Genomic DNA, 24,185 nt, shown 5'->3' with positions numbered 1-24,185 from the left:
GGTGGAGATCGTCGGCAAGGCGGGTGGAGATTCGCAGCGGATGCACACCCAGCCGGTGCTGAGGCCGCGGCTAGGCTGGGCGGGTGGCTGAGCATCCGTCTGTCGTGTTGAAGCACAGCGGATTCCGCGCTGTCATCGAACCGGACCGGTTTGTGCCCGGCGCCTATCAACTGATCGTCGACGGCACCCCGCAATCGCACGTCAATCTGAGTGACCCGAGCAATCTGTTCTTCGAATACATCCAGCGGATGGGCCACGTCATCGACCTGATCGGCGAGCCCGGCGAGCCGATCACTGCCGTGCACCTGGGCGCAGGTGCGCTGACCCTGCCGCGATACATCGCCGCGACCCGGCCCGGCTCACGCCAGCAAGTCGTCGAGCTCGAGAGCGAACTGGTTGACCTGGTGCGCGCCGAACTGCCCTTCCCCCGCGGTGCTCAGATCCGGGTGCGGCACGGGGATGCCCGCGAGGTGCTCGGCAAGTTTCCGCCGGGCTTGCGCGGCACGGTCGACCTGCTCGTGATCGACATTTTCAGCGGCGCGCGCACGCCTGCCCACGTGACCAGTCTTGAGTTCTACCGGGATGCTGTCGCCCTGCTGAATGCGCACGGCATCGTTCTCGTCAACGTTGCGGATGGCCCACCCCTCGCGTTCGCGCGCGGCCAGGCGGCTACGCTCGGCGCAGTCGTGGCGAATGTCGCCGCACTGGCGGAGGCGCAGGTACTGAAGGGTCGCCGTTTCGGAAACGTCGTGCTCGTCGGCTCGAACGCTGCGTTGCCGACCGATTGGCTGCCGCGCCTGATGGCGCGTGGGCCGCACCCGGCCAAGTCGGTCTCCGGCGCTGAGCTTCGGGCGTTTACTGCGGATGCTCCCCTCGTGACGGATGCGACGGCGCTCCCTTCTCCCCCGCCTGCCCGTTCGATCTTCCAGGTGAGGCCCGGCGCCTGAGCGGCACCGCTGGTCGAGTAGCCCGCCCGCACCACCGCTGGTCGAGTAGCCCGCGAGCGCCAGCGAGCAGGCGTATCGAGACCAAAGGCCACCCACAGCACACAGCCAGGTCTCGATACACGTATTCGCTGCGCTCATGCGCTACTCGACCACCCACCAGTACCCCGCTGGTCGAGTAGGCCGCCCGCGGCCGTATCGAGACCCGCACCCAGGTCTCGATACACGTATTCGCTGCGCTCATGCGTTACTCGACCACCAGTACCCCGCTGGTCGAGTAGCCCGCGAGCGCCAGCGAGCAGGCGTATCGAGACCAAAGGTCATCCGCAGCACACAGCCAGGTCTCGATACACGTATTCGCTGCGCTCATGCGTTACTCGACCACCGAGTACCGGCACCACGCTGGTCGAGTAGGCCGCCCGCGGCCGTATCGAGACCCACAGCCAGGTCTCGATACACGTATTCGCTGCGCTCATGCGTTACTCAACCACCGAGTGCCGGCACCCCGGCAACTCAGCGTGCGTGGCGGAACTCGACCCGCTGTCCGGGCCGAAGTTGCGCGAAGGTGTCGAGGGAGGCATCCGCAACGACAGCGATCACGGGGTACCCGCCGGTCACCGGGTGATCGGCAAGCAGCACGGTCGGCTGCCCGGAAGGCGGCACCTGGATCGCTCCGGGCACCATGGGCTCGCTGGGCAGCTCACGTGTGACCGCGCGTTCGAGCAGCCGAGCGCCGCCCGCGCCCCCACCACTCGCGCCCGCGCCGCCCGATGCTGCATCCAGCCGCAGGCCGACGCGGTTGCTGTCGCCTGCAACCATCCATTCGGTGTCATAGAAGCGTTCGAGCGATTCGGCGGTGAACCAGTCTGCTCGCGGCCCCGGGTGCAGGCCGATCAGCACGGTGTCGTCTGATGGCTGCGAAACGGTCATGGTGTCGACGACCGGAATCGGTGTCGCCGGATCCGCACCGATCGGCACGACATCGCCCGCCCGCAGTGGCGCCGGACCCAACCCGGTCAGAATGTCCCGCGACCGCGACCCGAGCTCGGCCGCCACCGCAACACCACCGCGCACGGCCAGATAGAACCGCATTCCGCGCATCGCCACGCCGATCCGCAGAACAGAACCAGCGGATGCCCGCACCGCCACATCCGCTTCGACCGGCACGCCGTCAAGTGTGAGGGGTCCGCCGGCGCCTGTGATCGCGAACCACAAACCGCGATCGAGCACCGCGGCGAATCCGCCTGCTGTCACCTCGAGTGCCGCCGCGCCCTCGGAGTTTCCGACCAGCCGATTGCCGAGCCGTAGCGCGCCGCGATCAAGCGCGCCCGAGCGCGCCGCGCCGATCGCTGCGTAGCCGGGCCGGCCCAGATCTTCGACCAACGTCATTGGCCCGGGCTCGAGGATTCGCAGCGTTCGCTGGGCGGACGCCGCTTCCCCGCTCGCAGCGCTCACGACCGCCGCCGGAACGTCACGGTCGTTCCCGGGCTCAGGAGCGCGGCGGGGTCGCGATTCGGATCCCAAAGCGGGGCATCAGTCGTGCCGATCAGCTGCCACCCGCCGGGTCCGCTACGCGGATACACGCCGCTGAATTCGCCGGCGAGCCCCACCGACCCCGCAGGAACAACGGCGCGTGCCTCGTCGCGTCTGGGCACGATGAGCCGATCGTGGTCGGTGACGAGATAGCCGAATCCGAGTGCGAATCCACCGAACGCGACCCGCCAAGGCGTGCCCGTGTGCAGGTCGACGACCTCGTCGACCGTCAGCCCCAGGATGCTCGCGACTTCCGGCAGATCTTCGCCGTCATAGTCGACGTCGATCGTCACTGCGCGCGCTGTGCCGTGCCTGTGTGCGCCCGTTTGTGCGGCGTGCGCCACTTGAAGTGGCGCACCGTGCACAGGGTGGCGCAGGCGATCGAACGCGGCGGCGACCCACGCGCGCGCGGATTGCAACGGCATCCGGTGCGGGTCCACGACCACGGCGAGCGACCGAGCTGCGGGCACGACGTCGAGTACGCCGTCAGGCCGGGTCGCTTCCAGCTCTTCGTGCAGCGCGAGCACCTGATCCAGTTCGTCGACCTCGGCGAGCACCGCCCGGTCTCCGTAGGAAAGTAGTCGCAGACTCATACAAACGCCTCGATTCGGATGCCCGCCTCCTCCAGCCCCGCACGCACCGCGCGGGCCATTGCAACTGCACCGGCCGTGTCGCCGTGCACGCAGAGGGACTCGACCGCGATCGGGATGGTCGCGCCGTCGTCGGCGACGACCGTCCCATCTGTCACCATGGCCACGGCTCGGCGGGCGACCTCGGCCACACCGCCTTGAGCAGCGCCGCCAAGCACAGCGCCGGGTTGCGAGCGCGGAACCAGTGAGCCATCCGCCCGATAACCCCGATCGACGAACGCTTCGCTGACGAACGGCATTCCGCGTGCGTGTGCGGCGGCCTCGATCGCGGAGCCGGCGAGCCCAAGCACGGAAAGCCCGCCACCGAAGTCGCGCACTGCGTCGGCGACGGCGGAGGCTTGCACGGCATCCGTCACGATGCGGTTGTAGAGGGCGCCGTGCGGCTTGACATAGCCGACCGACACGCCGGCGGATGCCGCAATGCCCGCCAACGCAGCCAGCTGATAGAGCACGTCGCCGTAGAGTTCGCCGGGCGGAACGTCCATCGCTCGCCGGCCAAAACCGGCCAGGTCGCGATATGCGACGTGGGCTCCGACGGCGACGCCGTTCTCGGCCGCTGTGCGACAACAGGCGAGCATCGTCAACGGGTCGCCGGCATGAAAGCCGCAGGCAATGCTGGCGCTCGACACGACGGCCAGCATTGCGGTGTCGTCGCCGAGGCTCCAGGCGCCGAACGACTCACCCGTATCGCTGTTGAGATCGATCGAACGCCCCATACCTCATTGTCTCGCTGGTGTCTCAAGTATCGCTGAATGACGCCCCGTCGGTCGAGTAGCGAGGAAAAGATGGTGGTCGAGTAGCGAGGAAAAGATGGTGGTCGAGTAGCGAGGAACGAGCGTATCGAGACCCGTATCGGGACCCCTGCTGGTCGAGTAGCGAGGAACGGGCGTATCGAGACCCTGTCACGAGGTCTCGATACACTCGCTGGCGCTCGCTACTCGACCAACGACACTCGCTGGCACTCGCTACTCGACCAACGGCACTCGCTGGCGAAAACGGGCGCGAGCCGGGCAAACTAAAGGCATGGACGCGACGAAGCCAGCGACGCGACGGATCGTAGCGGGCGCGGCATCCGCTCTCTTGGGGTTGGGCCTGATGGCCTGCACAAGCCCGTCGACCGCACCGCGGACGAACAGCGCGAGCGCGCCATCGTCGGCGTCCGCACCAACGTTTGCACCGCCAGGGACGCTGCTGCCAGCCGTGCAGCCGGTGGGAACGCCGAGCACACTCGCGTCCGGATTCAGTGCACCGTGGTCGATGGTGCGCTTGGCCAGCGGATCAACTCTGATCAGTGAGCGCGATTCGGGCAGGATCCGTGAACTGCTGCCGGACGGCGGCAGCACCCGCACTGTGGGTGTCGTGCCGGGCGTCGCCCACTCCGGCGAGGGCGGCTTGCTCGGCCTGGCCGTTGAGGGCGAGTCGGCCCCGAGGTTCTTGTACGCGTACCTCACCACGAACAAAGACAATCGAGTGATTCGGATGCCGTTGTCGGGCGTGCCGGGCAGCTACGCAATCGGGGCACCGCAGCCGGTTATCACCGGCATCCCGAAGGCGACTCTCCACAACGGCGGGCGCATCGCGTTCGGACCAGACGGATTGCTCTACATCACGACGGGTGACGCAACCGTGCACTCCAATGCCCAAAATCTCAAGTCGTTGGGGGGCAAGATCCTGCGCGTCCTGCCGAACGGCGACGTTCCGCGGGACAACCCATTCGCGGGTTCGCCCGTATTCTCATTTGGGCACCGCAATCCGCAGGGGCTCGCCTGGGATTCGCGCGGAACGCTCTGGGCGAGCGAATTCGGGCAGAACACCTGGGATGAGTTGAACATCATCAGGCCGGGAGGCAATTACGGCTGGCCGAATGTCGAGGGTATCAGCCACGATCCTGCGTACATCGACCCCGTTTACCAGTGGCCGACGGCCGACGCGAGCCCCAGCGGTCTCGCAATCGTGGGCGACACGATCTTCATGGCCGGGCTCGGCGGTCAGCGACTCTGGGTTGTGTACCCGCCGACGGGTAGTACACCGGTGCGCGCGGTGGCGCACTACGCCGGCGAGTTCGGGCGCATCCGCGACGTCCTCACGGTCGGCAGCGACACGCTCTGGCTCCTGACCAACAACACGGATGGCCGCGGCACACCGCGCGCCGGCGACGACCGCATTCTGACTGTCCCGCTCGCACCGCTCTGATGCTCAACGGCGCACTGTCCGCTACCGACGCGCGACGCGGGGCGGATTCCGGTGACGTGCGCGAGCCGAGGCGGCGGGCGGCATCCGCATGCTTACGCTGAAGGCGATGACTGTGATCCTCGGGACTGACCCCACAACGCTGCGCGACCGCGTCGACCTGCTCGAGGTCGGCCACCGACTCGACGAGCTCGGCGAGATGCGCAATCTGGATGCGCTGTGCGAGCGAGCTTGGCTGCTCACCCTGGGCGGGCGGCTCGATGAGGCGCTGGATGCTGCCAACCAGGCATTCCGACTCGCGCGGTTCACCGGGGATCGTAAGGACATCATCCGCCCGCGCATTCTGCGCGCACAGGTGTTGCAGTACTCGGCGAAGTATGCAGAAGCGACGGCCGAGCTGAATGCGTGCGTCACCGAGACGCACACGCAGGATTGGCGGGCACTCGAGGCGGTTGCATTACATCGTCGTGGCCTCGTGTCGTTCGACCAGTCGCTGTACGCGGAAGCGCTCGCGGACTTTCGCGCCGCAGTGAAGCTGCGCGAGATCCTCGGTGTGTCTGCCGATCACATGGAGAACATGCTCATCGCCGTCGCCGTCGCCGAGTCGTTCCTCGACGAGCAGAGCGCAGGCGGCGATTCGGCGACGGACGAGCCGGGCACGGTCTGATTTCGCCTGAACAGGAACTTCTGCAGAACGGGAGGCTTCGCCCGAACAGGGGCTTCTCCTGAACGGGAGGCTTCGCCCGAGCGGGGGCTTCTCCTGAACAGGGGCTTCTCCTGAGCGGGGGCCTCTCCTGAATAGAGGCTTCTCCTGAACAGGTCGCCCAGAACGGCGGATGCCCACAGCCCGGCCTCGCCACCGACCTCACGTCGGCGGCTCGCGCTATTCTCACCTCATGGCAGATCTGAATTCGGTGCGGCGGTGGGCGGATGCCCTAATTGCCTTGCACCTGGACCCCTCAACGTGGTCATTCGGGTTCGACAACGCCAAGACCCGAGCGGGGCAGTGCAATTACACGACCAAGAGAATTACGGTCTCGCGTTACCTCGCGGCGCGGTATGAGGACGACGAGATCCATCAGATCCTATTGCACGAGGTCGCCCATGCATTGGCCGGATCCAGGTCCGGGCACGGGCCGCGCTGGCGTGCAATCGCAGCGGACCTCGGTTACGAGGGCAAACGCCTGCACGGCGGCACGATCGCAGACGAACTCGCGCCATGGATCGGCCGTTGCCCGAACGGCCACCTGCACTACCGCTATCGCAAGCCCGCACGCGCCCTGTCCTGCGGCGCCTGCTCGAGACGCTTCTCCCCCGCGAACCTCATCGTCTGGCAGCACCGCGAAATCAGCCCGGCGACCCGCGCCCGGGCTGCCGCCCGCACGACCGCTCCGGCGGTCGAATAGCGAGCGCCAGTCCCTGTATCGACACGCTGGTCGAGTAGCGAGCGCCAGTCCCTGTATCGACACGCTGGTCGAGTAAGGAGCGCCAGCGACTGTATCGAGACCCCGCAAGCCGACCTACGGCGGTCTCCTACGGGGGTCTCGATACGCCCACTCGCTGCGCTCGCAGGCTACTCGACCAACAACCACCGGCGGTCGAGTAGCGAGCGCCAGCGAGCGTATCGAGACCTCGCAAGCCGACCTATCGCGGTCTCGATACGCCCGACGAGGATCAGTGGAGGCAGAACTCGTTGCCCTCAGGGTCTTGCATTGTGTAAGTGACCGGGCCGCGGTCATCCGTCACCCAGCACAGCCGCGCACCGAGCGCTTCGAGTTCGGCGACGCGCGCAAGCTTGCGATCATCCGGCGTGCGAATGTCCAGATGCACGCGGTTCTTCGCTGTCTTCGGCTCGGGCACCTTCTGGAAGTACAGCCGCGGGCCCTCACCCTTCGGGTCGACCGCCGCTGCCACGTCGACGAACACCGTGCGACCGTTGCGGATCGCCCGACCCGACTCCGGCATCCGCCCGGACGCGACCAACTCATCGATGAACGCGCCATTGTCTTCAACGTCATAACTGAGCACCTGCGCCCAGAACTCGGCGAGCGCGTTGGGATCCGCTGCGTCGAATGTGACCTGAATACCGAGCATCGTCGAACTCCGTTCCTCCCGGTCGACAGCAGCTTGGCCGTCACAGGGTGTCATCAAGGTGCGGGCGCGTCACGCCGCCCTGACACAGCGGCGAGGACGCCGAGACGTCACGTCACCTTGAGGCAGTAACCGACTATAGTGGTTACATGGTCACGCAGTCAATAGTTCCCCGGGCAACCGGCCAGTGGTTCGATTCGGCAGACGGGCAGCACTGGTGGTTCGACTCCGGCTCGCTCGCGCTCGACTTCGCATACACCGGTGCGATGGAGCCGCGCGATGCGACCACAGCAGGGCAATCGCCGCGGGAATCCCTGCACGCAGCTGCCGATTTGGACGCCTGGCTGGCGGACCGCTTCCCCGGCCTCAACGCGACGTGTTCCGAACGGGAGCTCACGGATGCGAAGGTGTTGCGACGCGCAATCGCGCGTCTGGCGGTCTCGGCGAGTGCCGGCGTCGCATCCGCACCGGGGGAGGTCGACATCATCAACCTGTTCGCTGCGACGCCGGATATTCCGCCGGCACTGGAAGGCGGTTCCCGTCAGGCCGGACGCGGGCGTGCCCGCGCCACCCAGGCGTTGTCGTCGATCGCGCGCGACGCCGTGCACGTGTTCGGCCCGGATGTCGGTGGTCGCATCCGCGAATGCTCAGCGGATGATTGCAGCATCGTCTACCTGGACACCTCACGCGGCGGCAGCCGCCGCTGGTGCTCAATGCAACGCTGCGGCAACCGCGCGAAGGTGCGCGCTCACCGCGCGCGGGAAGCGGATCGTCACTCGACGATCTGAACCTCTTTCCAGAACGCAACGTAGCTCGAGAAGTCTTTGCCGACCCGGTCGAACGCGGTCGGGTACGGCGTCGGGTAGCTCCAGGCGCGATCCTGCAGCACGGTGCCGCCGGATGGAATGCTGAAGTACTGGCACTCGCCCTTCCACGGGCAGGTGTACGGCGTTGTGCTCTTCTGCAACAACCCCTCTTGCACGCTGTCCGGCGGGAAATACCAGTTGCCCTCGATCGAGATCAATTCGTCTCTCGGCGCCTCGGCGATGACGACATCGTTCAGTACAGCTTTCATTGACACAACCTCCGTGAAGGTGAACGCTACGCACGTCAGTGGCATTCCACGGCGCGCCACTAGCCTCAAGCGGCGACGAATGCGCCGTCGCGAAGCACGGGGACGGTGTCCGAAACGTCCAGTTGCGCGGCGAGTTCGACATCCGCTCGTTGTCCGTCTTCGATCAACTGCTGCCCACTGACGGATGCGGTGAGCAGGTGGCCGGTCGCCCTGGCAAGACCGGTGTACGCGGCGCAGGCGGCCGCGGCCTCCGGTGAGCAGTAGTCAATGCCGACGCTGGCGAGCGCGTCAACGACAGCGCCTGCCGTGAGCAGGTCTTCGACCGAGAAGCGTGTCGTGCCGTCGGCCCGCACCTCACCGGCAGCGACGATGGCAACGCGCAGACGCGTGCCGCGCTCGGCTTGGAGGTCGAGGATCCATCGTGCGACGGCCGTTCGGTTGCGCAGAGTCGCCGCCAGCACCGGCACACCGAATGCCGCGGCGGCCGCGCACACTTTGGATCCGTTCAGCGACGGCATAAGCACCCGCGTGAGCGGTGCGATCGCGGCGACGGACTCCGTCGTGATACTTGACGGGGAGAGCGAGACGCCGGCTTCGCCGCGCGGTTTGCCAAGGGCTGCACCGGCGGCATCCGCGGCATCCGCTGCGCTGCCCTGGCCGGAGTACGGCAACACGGCGAGCCCGAGCCCGACAGCCAATTCGATCGTCGTCGTGAACGAGATGGCATCGACCACCACGATGACGCCGGCGTCAGGCGCGATGGAATTCATTCCTTCAACGGCCCAGTCGAACCGCACTTCGTATCTGCTCTGCGTGGGGGTTTCGACGGGGCGAGGGGCGACCATGCTGCAATGCTAGCGTCCGCGATCAGCTCTCCGGCGGCCTCATCTGCTCGCGGATCACAACGAAGTCATGCTTGCTCAGCTCGATGATGCCGTTGCGCAGCTGATAACCCCACTGCCGGTTGCGATTCGTGAACTCCAGACTGGGCAGCAGCGCACGGATCGGCACGGCCAACGCGTTCGTGCTGTATTCGACGCGGCGCAGCAACGGACGCTGGACTGGAACGGGCGCGGCGAACGGCGCTAACAGATGGCTGACCGGCCGCGCGGGCGCGGCATCCGCGGGTTGGTCGGGCGCAGCATCCGCGGGCGAGTCGGGCGCAGCATCCGCCGGCGAGTCGGGCGCAGCATCCGCAGTCCAGGCCCGCGCAGCATCCGTAATCCAGCCGATCGCCGTGAACTGCCTGAGCACCTCACCGTCCGGCGTGGCACGCGGGGAGTAGCGCACGATCCCGTCGCTTTCATTCGCTTGAGCGAGGATGGCGCGCGCATCGTAGTACGCCTGCACGATGCCGGCTTCGACCTCGCGCAGCGTCCGATCTCGAGGGGCAACGCTCAGCCAGTAACGGATCGCCATGCGCTCTTTCTACCGCATACCACCGCTGTCGGGTACGACTCCGGTCTTGAGACCTTCAGGTAAGTGGTGCGCAGGTTGCTCTTTCGACCCGTGGCACACAGCACTTGGCGCACCAGAAAATGCCGGCTCTGCAGCTTCCCTCGGTTTCGGAACAGGAAAGTAACGGATGCTCACGCCCGCACGAGCGTCAACCGTTGCGTCGGCCGCGTCATCGCCACATACAGAGCGGATGCGCCGCGCGGCGACTCCGCCACAATCGCATCCGGGTCGGTCAACACGACCGCATCGAACTCGAGGCCTTTCGCCTCACGTGCTGTCAATACCGCGATCGCACGGCCGAGCCCGGCGGCGCCTCGGCCGACGCCACCGTCGAACACGTCGTCCAGCGCATCGAACGCGGCATCGACCAGCGCAACCGGGGCAATCACGGCAAGGGTCCCGGTGTCGTTCACGGCGAGATCCGCGCGAACAGCCTCGACCGTCGCGCCGACGAGCACCGCCGCCCCATCCGCCCCATCCTCCTCAGCACCAGCACCAGCACCAGCCCGCACACCCGTCTCGACCACCCGGATCGGCCAGTCCCCCTCGCGCACGGCGCGCGTCGGCGTCACCGGCAGCCCGTGCGCGCGAGCAAACGCTTCGGCCTCGCGCGTGATCTGCGCCGGTGTGCGATAGTTCACCGTCAGCTCCTCGAGCCGCCAATTCTCGCCGAAGAGCGGTTGCAGCGCTCCCGCCCAACTCGTCGCACCCGCCGCCGAACTGGCCTGCGCGATGTCGCCGACGATGGTGAACGACCGCATCGGATCCCGCCGAACGAGCAACCGCCACTGCATCGGCGACAGCTCTTGCGCCTCATCGACGACGATGTGCCCGTATGTCCAACTGCGATCGGTCGCCGCACGCTCCGCCGTCGACGCGCGCCCCGTGCTCTCAGCGAAGTTGTCCGCGAGTTGCGCGGCCGAGACAAGCCCCTTCACCTCCATATTGCGGATCGCGTTCTTCGCGTTCTCGATGTCCCGCTTGCGTTGCTGCTTGCGGAGCTGCGCCGCGGCATCCGGGCCGTCGGGGGCATCGCCGAGCAATTCGGCGGCCTCGTCTAGCAGCGGCACATCGCTGATGGTGAACGCAGCATCGCGTGGGCGGGCGAGCAGCGAACGCTGACCGGGCGTCCAGCGCGGGGTCAGCGAAGCGAGCCATTCGGGCCGCGCGTAGAGGTCGCGAATCAGCTTCTCCGCACTCAGCGGTAGCCATGCAGTGTTCAACAGCACACGCACATCCGGGGCGGTGCGCAGGTCTTCGCGCAGGTCGGCGCGGTCCGCGTCGTCGATCGTCGATCCGGATGCGCGCAGCTGATCCGCCAGCTGCGTCGTCAGGTCGTCGAGCGCTTGCCGCACGAACGTCACGCGCGCCGTGTTGTGGGGTTTGCCGCTGCGTTGCGCACGCTGGATAGCGCGGGCGATCAACTGCGGATGCACCCGCAGCCTGTCCGCGTTCACGTTCACGGTCTGCACCTCCGCTGGCACCCGCTGACGCGAACGCACCGCCTGCGCGATCAGCCGTGCCATCGCTGGCGCTCCCTTGACCTTTGCAATCTCCGGGGCGTCGTCGTCCATTGCATCGACGCCGGGGAAGAGCCCGCCGAGCGTCTGCATCACCACGCCGGTCTCACCGAGCGACGGCAGTACGGCCTCGATGTAGCGCAGGAATGCGCTCGAAGGCCCGACCACCAGCACCCCGGACTTGCTCAGCCGCTCCCGATTCGCATACAGAAGGTACGCGGCGCGGTGCAACGCCACGGCCGTCTTGCCGGTGCCCGGCCCGCCTTGCACGACCAGCGCCCTGCGGATGTCCGCTCGGATAATGCGGTCCTGCTCGGCTTGAATCGTCGCCACGATGTCGTGCATGTGCCCTGTGCGTTGCGTCGTCAGTGCAGCCAGGAGGGCACCCTCGCCCTGAATCACGATGTCCGCTTCGCCGGCTGACGCCGCGACCTCGCCTGCTTCGGCTCGGCTTGCGGCGGACTCACCTTCGCCAGCCTCGCCTGTGTCAATGCCGGATGCGCCAGCCCCGGATGCGTCAGCTCCGGATGCGCCGACCCGTCCGGTCAGCAACGTCGGGTCGAAGACCTCGTCGTCGATTCGGACGACGTCCCGATCGTGCATGGTGAGGTGTCGCCGGGCGCGCACGCCCATCGGCGTGCCGGCGGTCGCCTGATAGAAGGCGCTGGCCTGCGGTGCGCGCCAGTCGACGAGCACGGTGTGTTGATCGTCGTCGCGAAGTCCGATCCGGCCGACATAGCGCACTGCGTCGCCCGGGCCTGCCGAGGCTGGCGGGTCGCCCGCTGGGGCGGCTCCGTTCGCGTTCTCGAGCAATAGCCGGCCGAAGACGAGCCGGGCATCCACGTCGCGCAGTTGGGTGAGGCGATCCTCGTGGAGGCGGGCGAACGCATCCCGTTCGCTGCGGGCTTGGTGGTTGCCGCCGACGTCTTGCATGCGTACTTGATCCAGGCGCTGCTCGGTGTCGAGGGTCAACGCATCCAGACGGGCATAGAGGTCCCCGACGACGCGTCGTTCGCGCTCGAGTTCGGCCTCCGCCCGGTTGATCCCAGTCACGCAGCCCCTCGGTTATCATCGGCATTGCCGCGTCAGCTACGCACCCGCGTGGGAATCGCCCGTGCCGAATTGCGGACAACCCAGTCTAGTCGCGTCGCCTGACGACGGCTCGCCGGCTACTCGACCGGCAAACCCGGTGGTCGAGTAGCGCACGAGCGTAGCGAGTACGCGTATCGAGACCCCCAACGCCGGCGCACGGGTCTCGATACGCCTGCTCGCCCTTCGGCTGCGCTCAGGGACCGAAGCTCGCGGGCTACTCGACCAGCAAACCCGTTGGTCGAGTGCGCATGAGCGCAGCGAATACGCGTATCGAGACCAAACCCTGCACGCCGGCGGACGGGTCTCGATACGCCTGCTCACTGCGCTCGCCGGCTACTCGACCAGCGGGAAGGGCCGCCCGCCGCGCACCGGACCGGTGCCGCGCGTCGCTACGACCAGGCGGTGTGAGGGCGCGCCTGCAGCTCGCCGTCGATCGCCACATCGACTCGTTCCGTGAAGAAGGCCACGCACCCGGCCACACCCGCTGCGTCGACCAGGGGATCCTCGTATGACCAGGCGAGGTCGGGCACGGCGACGCCGCCTACAACGGGTGAGTAATACGTCGCCGTCCCCTTATATGCGCACCGCGTGACGGTTTGCGACGCAGTGAGCTCCACTTGGATGTCCTCGCGAGGAAAGTAGTAGCGCGGTGGCAGTCCGGTCTCATACAGGATGCGCACATTCGTGCTCGCCGCAATCGGGTGGCCGTGCAGCGACACGTGCACCTGCCGCGACGTGTGCCGGATGTCGATGCGCGAGAACGGGTCGTGCGGGTGGCTGACGATTTCGTCGTCGTCTTCGAGCCAGGTGTCGAAGCCGTTGAAATCGAGGATCACGTAGTTCGCTAGATCAGAGTCGTCCGGCTGGAACCCGGAGGCGACGGCATCCGTTCCCGCAATGCTGATGACAACGCATCTGCCCGCAGTATCACGCACGGCGAAAGGCACTCGCGGATCCCAGACAGGCCGCCGTTTGACCTCCGGGGCGACCGCTGCCGTCACGGTCACCGCAACCCCCGGAGCCAGTGCGACGGCAGGGCTGACCGCGACAATCGGTGTCGCTTCGTCAACGCTGCCACAAACGTCGGTGACGGGCACTGCATACGATGGGACGACGCGGCGCGGCTCCCAGACCAACACGGCACGCTGGCTGTCGAGGGCGGTTACTCCGCCGAGTTGTGCCCGCACGCGTTTGCCGACGGGTTCGAGTCTCAATTCGTTCAGGTGCGCTTTCAACGCGCTACTCAGCATGAAGCCCATGAGTGTCCTTCGTTGCACCCATACGATAAACCCGCCCAAACACCCAGACAAGGGGCGCCCGCAGATTGCAGCAACGCACAACCTCGCGGCATGCGCCCGACGACGCGCCCGCCGACTCGCCCGCCGACTCGCCCGCCCGGCGGGCACCTGCCAAAGAGCCCGTCAGCCCCAGAAGCCGGCGTGCACTTCGGATGCCTCGGGCAGGTCGGCCGGGCCATCCACCGCGATCGCGCGCCCGCCATGCGCGAACACTTCACGGCACGGCAGCGCAAGGGTCGGCACGCCGGACTGCGTGCTGACCATGCCGCGCAGGGCGGCTTCGGAGAGCGCGTAGACCACCCGCGCGATTCCGGACCAGTAGATCGCACCGGCACACATCGCACAGGGCTCGGTGCTGGTGTACAGGGTGCTCGCGGCAAGGGTCGCGGCATCCAGTCGCCGGCCGGCAAGCCGCACGAGGTTCGTTTCAGCGTGCCCGATCGGGTCCGAACCCGAGTTGACCGTGTTCATGGCCTCGATCACGACGCCGTCGGCGGTGAGAAGCAGCGCACCGAACGGGTGATCGCCGCGATCGCGGGCGGTGCGCGCCAACGCGATGCAGCGCCTGAGGTGTGTAAGGTCAGGCGGGCTGAGCTCCGCCGATGCCGGCTCGGGTGCCACTTCGGGCGTCGGCTCAGCTGCCGCTTCGGATGCCGCTTCCGTCATGTTCCTCGCCCTCCTGCGTGCTGCCCTGCCTCGACGTCGAAGTGCGCCCACTGCCAAGCACGATACGCGAGTAGCGTTCAGCAGTGAAGGCCTTCCCTCGACGGCCCGTGCGAAGGAGCCCATCATGCCCTCATCCGTTGTTCTGATCACCGGCACTTCGTCCGGCATCGGTCTGGCCACCGCCGTGGCGGCCGGGGCCGCCGGGCATCGCGTCATCGCCACGATGCGCAATCTCCAGAACGACGAGCACAAAGCGGACGCTCTCCGTACCGCAGCCAGCGCGGCCGGCGTGAGTATCGACATCCGCTCGCTCGACGTGACGGACGCTGCAGCAATACAGGGCTGCGTTGACGGAATCATCGCTGACTACGGTCGACTCGACGCCGTCATCAACAACGCCGGAGCCGGGCACGTCGGCACGATCGAACTGGAATCCGTCGACGCGGTGCGCGCCGTTATGGAAACGAACTTCTTCAGCGTCGTCACCCTGACAAAGGCTGCTTTCACGCATCTGCGCGCGTCTAGGGGATGCCTGATCACGGTCTCAAGCGTCGGCGGCGCTGTCGGTCAGCCGTTCAACGAGGCGTATTGCTCCTCCAAATTCGCCGTCGAAGGGTTCATGGAGTCGCTGACACCGGTCGCCGCAACCGTCGGCGTGCGGGTCAACGTCGTCGAGCCGGGGCCGGTCAGTACAGAGTTCGTCGCCAACGTCGGCGCCGACGCGCCCGCCATGATCGCGGCCGCCGGCGACTACGCCCCGGCGATGCTCGGCTACCTGCAACGCACACAGCAACAGTTCAGCAGCGCACGGGCGCAGAGCGCGAGTGATGTCGCCGCGGTCATCGTCGACCTTCTCACAGCGGATGCCCCGCCCGCCCGTGTGCAGACCTCGCCTGCGGCATCCGCTTTCGTCGGTGTGAAGCTCGCGGACCTGAACGGCTCCGCCGTGCAGACGATGACGAGCGGGTGGGTGCACCAGAGCACACCGCAGGTGATGACGCCGACCGAGCCGGCCGCCGGCTGACCCCACACCGGCGGTCGAGTAGCGAGGAACGAGCGTATCGAGACCCGCACTCCCTACGGCCAACGCCGCGTGCAGCAGCCGCCCGGGCGCATCCGCTATGCTGAAGCTACTTGCGAGTCCACGACGGACTCCCTGCGTCGTAGAACGCCCCTCTTCATGTTGCGGCTGAATTCTCTTACGGATGATTCGGACCTCGATTTCTGACGATCTGTGCAAAGTCTTTTGCACCGTTGCTTACGGCGAACGGATGTGCCCATCGGCACCTTCGCCACCTTTCCGGATGCGCTTGGCCCAGCCACGCCCGCCGGATGATGCCCCGAAAGGCACCAACTTTTGACTGAAACAACCCTGACCAACACAACTGTGCCCAACACTGCTGTGCCCACAACTGCTGCGCCCAAAGCAGGCGCGTCCAACGCAACCACCTCCGACACAAGCTTCGCCGCACTCGGCGTGCCCGCACCGCTCCTGGCCGTGCTGACCGCCGACGGCAAGACCTCGCCGTTCCCGATCCAGGCCGACACCCTGCCCGACACGCTCGCAGGGCGCGACGTGCTCGGCCGCGGCAAAACCGGCTCGGGCAAGACCCTCGCCTTCTCGCTGCCGATTGCCGCGCGCCTCGGCACGACCCTGTCCGGTGGTGCACGTCGCCCGGGCCGCCCACTTGCGCTTGTGCTCGCTCCGACCCGTGAACTGGCGACCCAGATCGATACCGTGCTGGCACCGCTGGCCGCCGCGTACAACCTCAAGACCACCACGATCTTCGGCGGCATCAGCCAGAACCGCCAGGTCGCAGCACTCAAGGCCGGCGTCGACATCGTCGTCGCCTGCCCGGGCCGCCTCGAAGACCTGATGCACCAAGGATTCGTCACCCTCGACGCCATCGAGATCACTGTGCTCGACGAGGCCGACCACATGGCCGACCTGGGCTTCTTACCTGTTGTCACGCGCATCCTCGACAAGACGCCGATGAACGGCCAGCGGATGCTTTTCTCCGCCACCCTGGACAACGGTGTCGACAAGATCGTCAAGCGTTTCCTGCACAACCCGAAGCACCACGAGGTCGATGAGGCCAACTCCCCCGTCGCCGCGATGACGCACCACGTCTTCGAGATCGGCAGCGTCGAGGAGAAGACCGCGCTGATTCGCACGCTTGCATCGGGAACCGGCCGACGCATCCTGTTCATGCGCACCAAGCACCACGCGAAGAAGTTGGCGAAGCAGCTGACGGAGGCGGGCATCCCGTCGGTCGACCTGCACGGCAACCTGTCCCAGCCGCAGCGCGACCGCAATCTCGCGACGTTCGCCGCGGGTGACGCCCGGGTGCTCGTCGCAACGGATGTCGCCGCGCGCGGCATCGACATCGACAACGTCGAGCTGGTCATCCACGTCGACCCGCCGATGGAGCACAAGGCGTACCTGCACCGTTCCGGCCGCACCGCACGTGCGGGCAGCGCCGGTGACGTCGTGACGATCTGCCTTCCGACTCAGAAGAAGGACCTCGCCCAGTTGCTGCGCAAAGCAGCGATCAAGGTGACCCCGATCGCCGTCACGCCGACCTCCCCCGAGGTGCTCGAAATGGTCGGCGAGGTTGCGGCCTACGTGAAGCCACAGCCGAAGCAGCTTCAGCAGCAGGGCGGTGGCGGCCGCTCGAACGGCGCCAACGCGCAACGCAAGCGCGGTGGTCGTGACGGACGTGATGGACGTGAGAGTGCGGATGCCGGCACCTCGCGCCCGCGCCGTGACCGTTCGGGTCGTCCTGCGCGTTCGGGTGAAACCGCTCCGGCTGCTTCCGGCGACGGCCGCGCTCAACGCGGTCGCGGGCAGCAGGCCGGCGGCCCGCGGTCGCAGGGCTCGTCGCAGCAGCATGGCTCGTCGCAGCCCCGTTCGGGTCAGTCGGGTCGCTCTGCCGCATCCGGTCAATCGGGTCGCTCCGGCCACCTGCGCGTCGGCAGCCTGGTCGGCGGCAACTCCGGAACCGGTCGCGGTCGCGGCTCGCGGCGCGCCCAGGGCTGAGGCCCGTCGCTCCTTCGCTGGTCGAGTAGCCCGCGAGCGCAGCGAGCAGGCGTATCGAGACCCCCCTTGAGACCGGCTCACCAGGTCTCGATACAGTCGCTGGCGCTCCTTACTCGACCACCGGAACTCGCCGGTCGAGTAGCCCGCGAGCTTCGGTCCCTGAGCGCAGCCGAAGGGCGAGCAGGCGTATCGAGACCCCCACAGATCGGCTCACCGGGTCTCGATACAGTCGCTGGCGCTCCTTACTCGACCAACGAGTACCGCTGGTCGAGTAGCCCGCGAGCGCAGCGAGCAGGCGTATCGAGACCCCCTTTAGACCGGCTCACGGGGTCTCGATACAGTCGCTAGCGCTCCTTACTCGACCAACGAGTATCGCTCGAGTATCCCTGAGCGCAGCCGAAGGGCGAGCAGGCGCATCGAGACCTTCCCGAGTCTTCGGATGCGCGCTCCGATACGATCGAAGTATGACCTCGGCTGCATCTGTCCGTACCGCGCGACCGAATGACGCCGAGGGAATCGCCCACGTGCACGTTCAAGCGTGGCGCCAGACGTACTTGGGCGTCATGTCGGAAAAGGTGCTCGCGAACCTGTCTGAGGAGCGTCGCGCCACCTGGTGGCGGCACGTCATCGAGAACGAGACGACCACTCGCTGCGCGGTTGCCGAGTACGACGGCAACATCATCGGCTTCGCCAGCGCCGGCCCCACCCGCGACGATGACGGCACCCGCGATCTCGAGCTGTTCACCATTTACACGCTCGAGTCCATGTACGGAACGGGCGTCGGGTCCGCACTCCTCGAGGCCGTCATCGGCGACGCGCCCGCAACGCTCTGGGTGGCAGAAGACAACCCGCGCGCCCACGCTTTCTATGCCAAAAAGGGCTTCGAGCCGGACGGCGCGACGCGATTCGACGGCATCGCCGAGGTGCGGATGGTGCGCTGAAGCGCCCGCAGGCATCCGTCAGCGAGTAGCGGGCGAGACCAGTCGAAGCTCGCCGGCCTGAGCGCTCAGAACTTCGCGAGCGTGGGCAGACAATCCGTCGTCGCTGATGACGACGGATGCCTCAGCCAACTGCGCGAACGTGCTCATGCCGATCGTGCCCCACTTGGTGTGGTCCGCGAGCACGACAACACGTCGAGCGGCTGCGACGAATGCTCGATTCGCCTCGGCTTCCAGGAGGTTCGGTGTGGTGAAGCCGACGCTCTCGTCCATGCCGTGCACGCCGAGGAACAGCGTGTCCAGGTGCAACTGGCGCAGCGCCGAGATAGCGATCGGCCCGACCAAGGCGTCGGATGGCGTGTGCTCGCCCCCGGTGAGGATCACCTGGGGCGCGCCGCCGACATCCGCCGGGTGTTGATAGAAGACGCTTGCGATCTGCACGGAGTTGGTGACGATCGTGAGCCGCGGAATCGTCAGGAGCAGTCGGGCCAGTCGCCACGTCGTCGTGCCCGCGCTCAGGCCGATCGCCCCGCCTGGCTGCGCGAAACTCAGCGCCTCACGGGCGATCGCCTCCTTCTCACGCTCCTCGAGTTCCAACTTTGTCTCGAAGCCGGGTTCGTCTGTGCTGAGACCGCCGGGCAGTTTCGCGCCGCCGTGCACCCGGTCAAGCAAGCCGTCGCCGGCGAGCACTTCGATGTCCCGCCGGATCGTCATCTCCGACACACTGAGTAGCGACGCGAGTTCGGTCACCCGCACGGTGCCGCGTTGGCGCACCCGAGCGACGATCGCATTCTGGCGCGCGGCGGCGAGCATCATTGTCGCGTAACCCCTTATCCCTTACTCGCACCCAGCGTCAGCCCCGCGACGAACTGTCGCTGCAGAACCAGGTAGATGATCAACGTCGGAATGACGGTGATCACCGCTCCGGCCGCCAGCAGGTTGTAATCCGAGAGGAATTGGCCCTTGAGATTATTGATCGCGGTCGTGACCGGGAGCTTGTCCCCGCTCTGAATGAAAATCAACGGCCAGAAATAGTCGTTGTAGATGAAGATTACTTCGAGAGTGCCGAGCGCAGCCAGCGCCGGCCGGCACAACGGCATGATGATCGACCAATAGTGCCGCCACACGCCTGCACCGTCGACGCGGGCGGCCTCGCTCAGCTCCACCGGGATGGCCTTCATGAAGTTCGACAGCACAAAAGTGCAGAATCCGATCTGAAATGCCGTGTTCACTGCGATCACGCTGAAGAACGTATTGAGCAGGCTGCCGGAATCACTGACCCAATACGGCAGTGTGAAGTTCTTGAACACCTCGAACAGCGGCGCCGCTAGCACCTGCGGCGGCAACAGGTTGCCCGCCGTGAAAGCGATCAACAGGGTGACGTTGAACTTCCAGCTGAAACGGCTCACGGCGAACGCCATCATCGACGCGAAGAACAAGGTCAGGATCACCGCGGGCACCGTGATGATCAGCGAGTTGCCGAAGTAGTTGATGAACCCGCCCTGGTTCCAGGCCTGCGCGAAGTTGTCGAAGTTGAACGGCCCGGCAATGCTGAAGTAGCCGTACTTGTCCGTTGCCGCCTTGGGCCGCAGCGAGGTATACAGCGCCCACGCCAGTGGGATCAGCCACATCACAGCCATCACTGTGAGAAAAAGGTAGGTTCCCCAGTGGCTCTTCTTGTGTCGTTTTTCCTGTGGCAGCCGCTTTGGACGAGCGGATGCCGCGGTGTTGATCGACGTTGCGGTCATCAGAGCCGCTCCTTTCGGAAGGTGCGGGAGAGATAGAAGACGATCGGCACAAGCGAGATCACAAGCAGAACGACGGCGAGCGCCGAGCCGACGCCGATCACCTGCCCCTCGCCGACGAGGTTCTGGATGACGAGCACGCTGAGCAGTTCAAGCCCGTTCGTGCCCTTGTTGATGACGTAGACGATGTCGAAGGCGCGTAGCGACTCGATGATCGTGATGACGACGATGATGATGTTCGTCGGCTTCATGGCCGGAAAGACGATGCGGAAGAACGTCTGCGGCCCGTTAGCGCCGTCAAGGGCGGCTGCCTCGCGCAGGCTGGAATCCACACCCTTCAACCCCGCTAAGTACAGGATCATCACATAGCCGGCATGTCGCCAGGTCGCGGCGACCATCGCAGCCCACAGGTTGACGTTCGAGTCGCCGAACCAGTCGACCGCCCGCGGAGTGCCCGCCGTTCCGAGCAGATAGTTCAGCAACCCGTTGTCCTGAGAGTAGAACAGCTGCCAGATGATGCCGATCAAGGCGAGCGACAACATCACCGGGGCGAAGAAAACGCTCTGGTAGATCCGTGTGCCGCGAATATTCTGATCGAGCACGACCGCCAACAGCAACCCGAGCGGCGTGCCGATGACCCCGAGAAACAACAGCCAGAGGATGTTGTGCCCGACCGCCGGCCAGAACGGCGTGTATTCGTTGAAGATGTAGGCGTAGTTGCTGAGACCCGCCGGCTTCATATCGGTCAACGCGAGACCGTTCCATCGCACGAATGACAGGCCGATCGACAAGAGCGTCGGAATCCACACGAGCACGAGCTGGATCAGCGTTGGCACGCCGATCATGATGCCGAGGATAATCCGATCTCTGGTGCCGAGTTCGCGGAGACGACGGCGCCGGGCCGGGGGTGTGACCCCCGGCCGCGCCGTGTCGGTCTCCCGTGTGATCGGGGTAGCAGACACGATGGGTCCGATCTGCTACTGCGCCGCGTACAGCGTCTTCGCCTGCGACTCGATGTTCTTCAAGTCGACGGTGCCGTCCTTGATGAACGACTGCATCGCGGGCTCCAGCACGTTCGTCGCCATCGCGGGCAGCGCATCGCGATCGAAGAACTGGCTGATCGACTTCGCATCGGCGATCACACCGGCGAGCTTCTTCGTGAAGGCACTGTAGCCAGACGTGTCAGCATCCTTAGCGGTCATGATGTTGGACTTGTCGATCGAGTAGTACGCCTCTTGACCTGCGCCCGTGCCCATGAACGCGAGCATGTCCTTCGCAGCCTGGTTCTGTCCGCCTCGCTTGGAGAGCATCAAACCATCGATTGGCGCCTCAACGGCATCCTGCCCCTCGACCTTGACGGACGGGAACGGGAAGAAGTCGATGTCGGCGAGCACGGTGGCATCCGTGAACTGCTGGGTGACGAACGAACCGAGCAGGTACATCCCGGTCTGCTTGTTGCCGAGCTTCTGGGCGGCTTCCTGCCAGGTCATGCCGAGCGAGTCCGGGTCTTGATACGGCAGCAGCATCTTCCAGGTGTCGAAGACCTCGGTGACCTGCGGCGTGTCCCAACCCTGCTTGTGAGCACACAGGTCGACGTGGAACTGGTAACCGTTGATGCGCATGTTCAGGTAGTCGAACGTGCCACAGGCGGGCCAGGCGTCCTTGTCTGCGAAGCCGATCGGGATGATGCCGTCGGCCTTCATCTTCTTGGCCAGTGTCTCGAAGTCGTCCATGGTGGTCGGAACCGTGTAGCCCTTCTCCGCCCAGAACGACTTGCGGTAGAAGAATCCCCATGGGTAGTTGTAGTTCGGCACGAAATACTGCTTGCCGTCACTGGCGGTGGATGCCTTCTTCAACGCGGGCGAGAAGTTGTCGCCGATCTTCGCCCAGACGTCGTCGATCGGAGCGACCAGGCCCTTGTCTGCGTAGTAGCGCATGCGGTACCCGGCGAACCAGGTGAACGCATCATCCGGACTCCCCTGCAGATAGTTGTTGATCTTGTCTTGGAAGCCGTTGTGGTCGACCGTGTTGGTCTTGACCGTGTCCTTCGACTTCTTTTCGAACGCCGAGACGAAGGCCGCATATGCGTTCTTCGGAACGGCATCCGATGCGTTCGATCCAAACGTCAAGCTACCGCCGCCGCCGGTCGAACCGCCCGACGGAGTGCTCGAACAGGAAGCGAGCGCCGGCACGGCCATGATGCCGAGAGCGCTGAGCCCGATTCCCTTGAGAACACTGCGCCTGCCCAGGTCAATCCGCCGTGAGGCGTCACCGATGTCCTGCATGTCAACTCCTTCGTCACGTGCGCTGAGGATGTGTGCATCACACAGAAACGATCATATTCGATCAAAACCGAACGTCAAGTTGTTCGGTCAAGGGGATACCAAACCGTGACCTCACACGGCGAGAGGGCAGTGCGAGTGGCTACGGGAGCACGCCGACCGAGGCGAGCGCAGCCCGGAGAAGCGTGCCGCGGCCGCCTTCCATTTCAGCAGACACCTCTGCGGACGCCGCTTCGCTCGGTGTCATCCAGGTGAGTTCGAGCGCGTCCTGGCGGGGTTCGCAGGTGCCGGTGACGGGAACGACGTAGGCCAACGCGACTGCGTGCTGGCGGTCATCCGTGAAGGGGGAAACGCCGGGCAGAGGAAAATACTCGGCGACAGAGAACGGCACGGGGCTCGCCGGCAGTTGCGGGAAGGCCATCGGACCCAGGTCTTTCTCGAGATGCCGGAACAGCGCCTCGCGCAGCGTCTCGCCGTACATCACGCGGCCGGAAACGAGCGTTCGTGTCATCTCGCCGACCGAATTGGCCCGCAGCAGCACACCGATTTCGATCACCTGACCGACACCGTCGACCCGCACCGGCACCGCCTCGATGTAGAGAATCGGCAGTCGGCCGCGCACCTGCGCCAGCTCGAAGTCGCTGAGCCAGCCCGGACCGGCCGTCGGCCGCTGGTCGCCCGGTCGGGCCGGATCTGAGTCCTGCCGGTCATTCGGGTCGGGGTCCGGAGTTCGCACACTCATGCCTCGATCTTACGGATGCTGCTCTTACAGGCGCTGTGCTTACGGATGCGGCACTGACAGGTGCTGTGCTTACGCTGTGCCGCCCGACCGGACGCACCGCATTGCGCCGCTGCGTGCGGCACGAGACGATGGGCAGATGCCAGACACTCTTTTGACCATCGATCCGGATGCCGTGCGCTTCAGCGCGCCGAAAAGCGACCGTGCGGGTCGGCCGATGCTCGTGCTGATGCACGGTTACGGCTCGAACGAAGACGATTTGATCTCGCTCGCCCCACACCTCCCGCAGAGTGTGGTCATCGCCTCGCTGCGTGCACCGATCGCCGAGTCAGGCGGCTACGCGTGGTTCTCGCGGGCAGTGTTCGGTGGTGACGGACCGTCGCAACAGCATGCGGATGCCGCCGCCCACGCCGTTCTCGCCTGGCTCGACACGCAACCGGCCACTCCTGCTGTCGCACTGCTGGGCTTCTCGCAGGGCGGGGCCATGGTGCTGCAGCTCATGCGAGCCGCGCCGCAGCGGTTCGCCTTCGGGGTTCAACTGTCCGGCTATGTCGTCGCAGGCGAAGCCCCCGGCGATGCCGAATTGGCCGCGCTGCGGCCACCCGTGTTCTGGGGACGCGGCACGAACGACACGATGATCGGGCCAGAGGCGATCGCGCGAACCAACGCGTGGCTGCCCGAGCACGCGAGTGCGGACATCCGCCTCTATAAGGGGCTCGCCCACTCGATCTCCGCCGACGAGCTCGTGGACGTCTCCGCCTTCATCGCCGCGCACCTGTAACGGTCACACGTCGGGCATCCGGCGCTGGTGCGCCACGTCGTGCGGCCTGCGCCAGTTCAACTGGCGCACGACGCGCAAAGTGGCGCACAAGGCGGCCGGCTTGAGTGCCGCCGAGGACATTCTGCGCGAGTGTCGGCGGTCTG

The 24,185-nt window shown here is 66.1% G+C and carries 24 protein-coding genes; 9 read left to right on the top strand and 15 right to left on the bottom strand.

From position 1 onward, the window contains the following. Window positions 1–83: 83 nt before the first annotated feature. Window positions 84–947: a spermidine synthase gene (locus QU604_RS03670; protein WP_308467443.1), complete on the top strand. Its 864-nt coding sequence runs from the start codon at window positions 84–86 to the stop codon at window positions 945–947. A gap of 510 nt (window positions 948–1,457) precedes the next feature. Here QU604_RS03670 and QU604_RS03665 read toward each other — a convergent pair. From QU604_RS03665 to QU604_RS03655, 3 genes are all read right to left on the bottom strand, one after another. Beyond that, on the bottom strand, window positions 1,458–2,333 hold the full coding sequence (locus QU604_RS03665; RefSeq protein WP_308467442.1) for a 5-oxoprolinase subunit C family protein: 876 nt from the start codon (window positions 2,331–2,333) through the stop codon (window positions 1,458–1,460). 62 nt (window positions 2,334–2,395) lie between these two features. Continuing rightward, a complete protein-coding gene (locus QU604_RS03660; protein WP_308467441.1) occupies window positions 2,396–3,070 on the bottom strand; it encodes a 5-oxoprolinase subunit B family protein in 675 nt (224 codons plus the stop codon). Then, on the bottom strand, window positions 3,067–3,843 hold the full coding sequence (locus QU604_RS03655; RefSeq protein ID WP_308467440.1) for a LamB/YcsF family protein: 777 nt from the start codon (window positions 3,841–3,843) through the stop codon (window positions 3,067–3,069). Before QU604_RS03655 ends, QU604_RS03660 begins: the two co-directional genes overlap by 4 nt. 307 nt (window positions 3,844–4,150) lie before the next feature. On the opposite strand from QU604_RS03655, the gene QU604_RS03650 reads away from it, so the two are divergent. The 3 genes from QU604_RS03650 (at window position 4,151) to QU604_RS03640 (ending at window position 6,723) form a co-directional block, all read left to right on the top strand. Continuing rightward, on the top strand, window positions 4,151–5,320 hold the full coding sequence (locus tag QU604_RS03650) for a PQQ-dependent sugar dehydrogenase (RefSeq protein ID WP_308467439.1): 1,170 nt from the start codon (window positions 4,151–4,153) through the stop codon (window positions 5,318–5,320). A 106-nt stretch (window positions 5,321–5,426) separates the two neighbouring features. Further along, window positions 5,427–5,984 carry a hypothetical protein gene (locus tag QU604_RS03645; protein ID WP_308467438.1) on the top strand — a complete coding sequence of 186 codons (558 nt, stop codon included), beginning with the start codon at window positions 5,427–5,429 and terminating at the stop codon, window positions 5,982–5,984. Window positions 5,985–6,213: 229 nt separating this feature from the next. After that, window positions 6,214–6,723 carry a SprT-like domain-containing protein gene (locus QU604_RS03640; RefSeq protein WP_308467437.1) on the top strand — a complete coding sequence of 170 codons (510 nt, stop codon included), beginning with the start codon at window positions 6,214–6,216 and terminating at the stop codon, window positions 6,721–6,723. Window positions 6,724–6,991: 268 nt separating this feature from the next. Here QU604_RS03640 and QU604_RS03635 read toward each other — a convergent pair whose 3' ends face one another. Further along, window positions 6,992–7,411: a VOC family protein gene (locus QU604_RS03635; protein ID WP_308467436.1), complete on the bottom strand. Its 420-nt coding sequence runs from the start codon at window positions 7,409–7,411 to the stop codon at window positions 6,992–6,994. Between the two features lie 146 nt (window positions 7,412–7,557). On the opposite strand from QU604_RS03635, the gene QU604_RS03630 reads away from it, so the two are divergent. Further along, the gene (locus tag QU604_RS03630; protein ID WP_308467435.1) at window positions 7,558–8,196 is read left to right on the top strand and encodes a CGNR zinc finger domain-containing protein; all 639 of its coding nucleotides are present in this window, start codon (window positions 7,558–7,560) and stop codon (window positions 8,194–8,196) included. Here QU604_RS03630 and QU604_RS03625 read toward each other — a convergent pair. The 6 genes from QU604_RS03625 to QU604_RS03600 all read right to left on the bottom strand — a co-directional run bounded on the left by QU604_RS03625 (window position 8,181) and on the right by QU604_RS03600 (window position 14,517). Continuing rightward, window positions 8,181–8,483, bottom strand: coding sequence for a DUF427 domain-containing protein (locus tag QU604_RS03625; protein WP_308467434.1), 303 nt, complete (start codon window positions 8,481–8,483; stop codon window positions 8,181–8,183). The genes QU604_RS03630 and QU604_RS03625 overlap by 16 nt on opposite strands. Before the next feature lie 65 nt (window positions 8,484–8,548). Beyond that, on the bottom strand, window positions 8,549–9,328 hold the full coding sequence (locus QU604_RS03620) for a 2-phosphosulfolactate phosphatase (protein WP_308467433.1): 780 nt from the start codon (window positions 9,326–9,328) through the stop codon (window positions 8,549–8,551). Between the two features lie 22 nt (window positions 9,329–9,350). Then, entirely contained in the window at window positions 9,351–9,902 is a 552-nt protein-coding gene (locus QU604_RS03615) for an EVE domain-containing protein (RefSeq protein WP_308467432.1), read from the bottom strand. A 170-nt stretch (window positions 9,903–10,072) separates the two neighbouring features. Then, window positions 10,073–12,514 (bottom strand): HelD family protein, encoded by a 2,442-nt coding sequence (locus QU604_RS03610; protein WP_308467431.1) that lies wholly within the window; start codon window positions 12,512–12,514, stop codon window positions 10,073–10,075. Between the two features lie 428 nt (window positions 12,515–12,942). Beyond that, window positions 12,943–13,812 carry a DUF427 domain-containing protein gene (locus QU604_RS03605; RefSeq protein ID WP_308467430.1) on the bottom strand — a complete coding sequence of 290 codons (870 nt, stop codon included), beginning with the start codon at window positions 13,810–13,812 and terminating at the stop codon, window positions 12,943–12,945. Window positions 13,813–13,974: 162 nt separating this feature from the next. Further along, entirely contained in the window at window positions 13,975–14,517 is a 543-nt protein-coding gene (locus tag QU604_RS03600; protein ID WP_308467429.1) for a nucleoside deaminase, read from the bottom strand. Window positions 14,518–14,641: 124 nt separating this feature from the next. On the opposite strand from QU604_RS03600, the gene QU604_RS03595 reads away from it, so the two are divergent. From QU604_RS03595 to QU604_RS03585, 3 genes are all read left to right on the top strand, one after another. Beyond that, window positions 14,642–15,541 (top strand): SDR family NAD(P)-dependent oxidoreductase, encoded by a 900-nt coding sequence (locus QU604_RS03595; RefSeq protein WP_308467428.1) that lies wholly within the window; start codon window positions 14,642–14,644, stop codon window positions 15,539–15,541. Between the two features lie 378 nt (window positions 15,542–15,919). Next, on the top strand, window positions 15,920–17,557 hold the full coding sequence (locus QU604_RS03590) for a DEAD/DEAH box helicase (protein WP_308468835.1): 1,638 nt from the start codon (window positions 15,920–15,922) through the stop codon (window positions 17,555–17,557). A gap of 464 nt (window positions 17,558–18,021) precedes the next feature. After that, window positions 18,022–18,498 carry a GNAT family N-acetyltransferase gene (locus QU604_RS03585; RefSeq protein ID WP_308467427.1) on the top strand — a complete coding sequence of 159 codons (477 nt, stop codon included), beginning with the start codon at window positions 18,022–18,024 and terminating at the stop codon, window positions 18,496–18,498. Window positions 18,499–18,516: 18 nt separating this feature from the next. Here QU604_RS03585 and QU604_RS03580 read toward each other — a convergent pair whose 3' ends face one another. The 5 genes from QU604_RS03580 to QU604_RS03560 form a co-directional block, all read right to left on the bottom strand. After that, on the bottom strand, window positions 18,517–19,308 hold the full coding sequence (locus tag QU604_RS03580; RefSeq protein WP_308468834.1) for a DeoR/GlpR family DNA-binding transcription regulator: 792 nt from the start codon (window positions 19,306–19,308) through the stop codon (window positions 18,517–18,519). 17 nt (window positions 19,309–19,325) lie between these two features. Beyond that, entirely contained in the window at window positions 19,326–20,243 is a 918-nt protein-coding gene (locus QU604_RS03575; RefSeq protein ID WP_308467426.1) for a carbohydrate ABC transporter permease, read from the bottom strand. Continuing rightward, the gene (locus QU604_RS03570; RefSeq protein ID WP_308467425.1) at window positions 20,243–21,202 is read right to left on the bottom strand and encodes a carbohydrate ABC transporter permease; all 960 of its coding nucleotides are present in this window, start codon (window positions 21,200–21,202) and stop codon (window positions 20,243–20,245) included. Before QU604_RS03570 ends, QU604_RS03575 begins: the two co-directional genes overlap by 1 nt. Window positions 21,203–21,217: 15 nt before the next feature. Then, window positions 21,218–22,525 carry an ABC transporter substrate-binding protein gene (locus tag QU604_RS03565; protein WP_308467424.1) on the bottom strand — a complete coding sequence of 436 codons (1,308 nt, stop codon included), beginning with the start codon at window positions 22,523–22,525 and terminating at the stop codon, window positions 21,218–21,220. 139 nt (window positions 22,526–22,664) lie between these two features. Further along, window positions 22,665–23,264, bottom strand: a complete 600-nt coding sequence (locus tag QU604_RS03560; protein WP_308467423.1) for an NUDIX hydrolase family protein — start codon at window positions 23,262–23,264, stop codon at window positions 22,665–22,667. 136 nt (window positions 23,265–23,400) lie between these two features. On the opposite strand from QU604_RS03560, the gene QU604_RS03555 reads away from it, so the two are divergent. Further along, a complete protein-coding gene (locus tag QU604_RS03555) occupies window positions 23,401–24,042 on the top strand; it encodes an alpha/beta hydrolase (RefSeq protein ID WP_308467422.1) in 642 nt (213 codons plus the stop codon). The last annotated feature ends 143 nt before the right edge of the window (window positions 24,043–24,185 follow it).

It is taken from the genome of Rathayibacter sp. SW19, from assembly GCF_030866825.1.
In the GTDB taxonomy this organism is placed as follows: domain Bacteria; phylum Actinomycetota; class Actinomycetes; order Actinomycetales; family Microbacteriaceae; genus Rathayibacter_A; species Rathayibacter_A soli.
This window is presented reverse-complemented; position numbering and strand designations above follow the sequence as displayed.

Coding starts and splice junctions, on each gene's coding strand:
- QU604_RS03645 (WP_308467438.1), top strand. CDS start 5,427: ATGACTGTGATCCTCGGGACTGACCCCACAACGCTGCGCGACCGCGTC.
- QU604_RS03615 (WP_308467432.1), bottom strand. CDS start 9,902: ATGGCGATCCGTTACTGGCTGAGCGTTGCCCCTCGAGATCGGACGCTG.
- QU604_RS03660 (WP_308467441.1), bottom strand. CDS start 3,070: ATGAGTCTGCGACTACTTTCCTACGGAGACCGGGCGGTGCTCGCCGAG.
- QU604_RS03640 (WP_308467437.1), top strand. CDS start 6,214: ATGGCAGATCTGAATTCGGTGCGGCGGTGGGCGGATGCCCTAATTGCC.
- QU604_RS03580 (WP_308468834.1), bottom strand. CDS start 19,308: ATGCTCGCCGCCGCGCGCCAGAATGCGATCGTCGCTCGGGTGCGCCAA.
- QU604_RS03620 (WP_308467433.1), bottom strand. CDS start 9,328: ATGGTCGCCCCTCGCCCCGTCGAAACCCCCACGCAGAGCAGATACGAA.
- QU604_RS03625 (WP_308467434.1), bottom strand. CDS start 8,483: ATGAAAGCTGTACTGAACGATGTCGTCATCGCCGAGGCGCCGAGAGAC.
- QU604_RS03635 (WP_308467436.1), bottom strand. CDS start 7,411: ATGCTCGGTATTCAGGTCACATTCGACGCAGCGGATCCCAACGCGCTC.
- QU604_RS03555 (WP_308467422.1), top strand. CDS start 23,401: ATGCCAGACACTCTTTTGACCATCGATCCGGATGCCGTGCGCTTCAGC.
- QU604_RS03665 (WP_308467442.1), bottom strand. CDS start 2,333: ATGACGTTGGTCGAAGATCTGGGCCGGCCCGGCTACGCAGCGATCGGC.
- QU604_RS03560 (WP_308467423.1), bottom strand. CDS start 23,264: ATGAGTGTGCGAACTCCGGACCCCGACCCGAATGACCGGCAGGACTCA.
- QU604_RS03655 (WP_308467440.1), bottom strand. CDS start 3,843: ATGGGGCGTTCGATCGATCTCAACAGCGATACGGGTGAGTCGTTCGGC.
- QU604_RS03650 (WP_308467439.1), top strand. CDS start 4,151: ATGGACGCGACGAAGCCAGCGACGCGACGGATCGTAGCGGGCGCGGCA.
- QU604_RS03595 (WP_308467428.1), top strand. CDS start 14,642: ATGCCCTCATCCGTTGTTCTGATCACCGGCACTTCGTCCGGCATCGGT.
- QU604_RS03600 (WP_308467429.1), bottom strand. CDS start 14,517: ATGACGGAAGCGGCATCCGAAGCGGCAGCTGAGCCGACGCCCGAAGTG.
- QU604_RS03630 (WP_308467435.1), top strand. CDS start 7,558: ATGGTCACGCAGTCAATAGTTCCCCGGGCAACCGGCCAGTGGTTCGAT.
- QU604_RS03565 (WP_308467424.1), bottom strand. CDS start 22,525: ATGCAGGACATCGGTGACGCCTCACGGCGGATTGACCTGGGCAGGCGC.
- QU604_RS03585 (WP_308467427.1), top strand. CDS start 18,022: ATGACCTCGGCTGCATCTGTCCGTACCGCGCGACCGAATGACGCCGAG.
- QU604_RS03575 (WP_308467426.1), bottom strand. CDS start 20,243: ATGACCGCAACGTCGATCAACACCGCGGCATCCGCTCGTCCAAAGCGG.
- QU604_RS03605 (WP_308467430.1), bottom strand. CDS start 13,812: ATGGGCTTCATGCTGAGTAGCGCGTTGAAAGCGCACCTGAACGAATTG.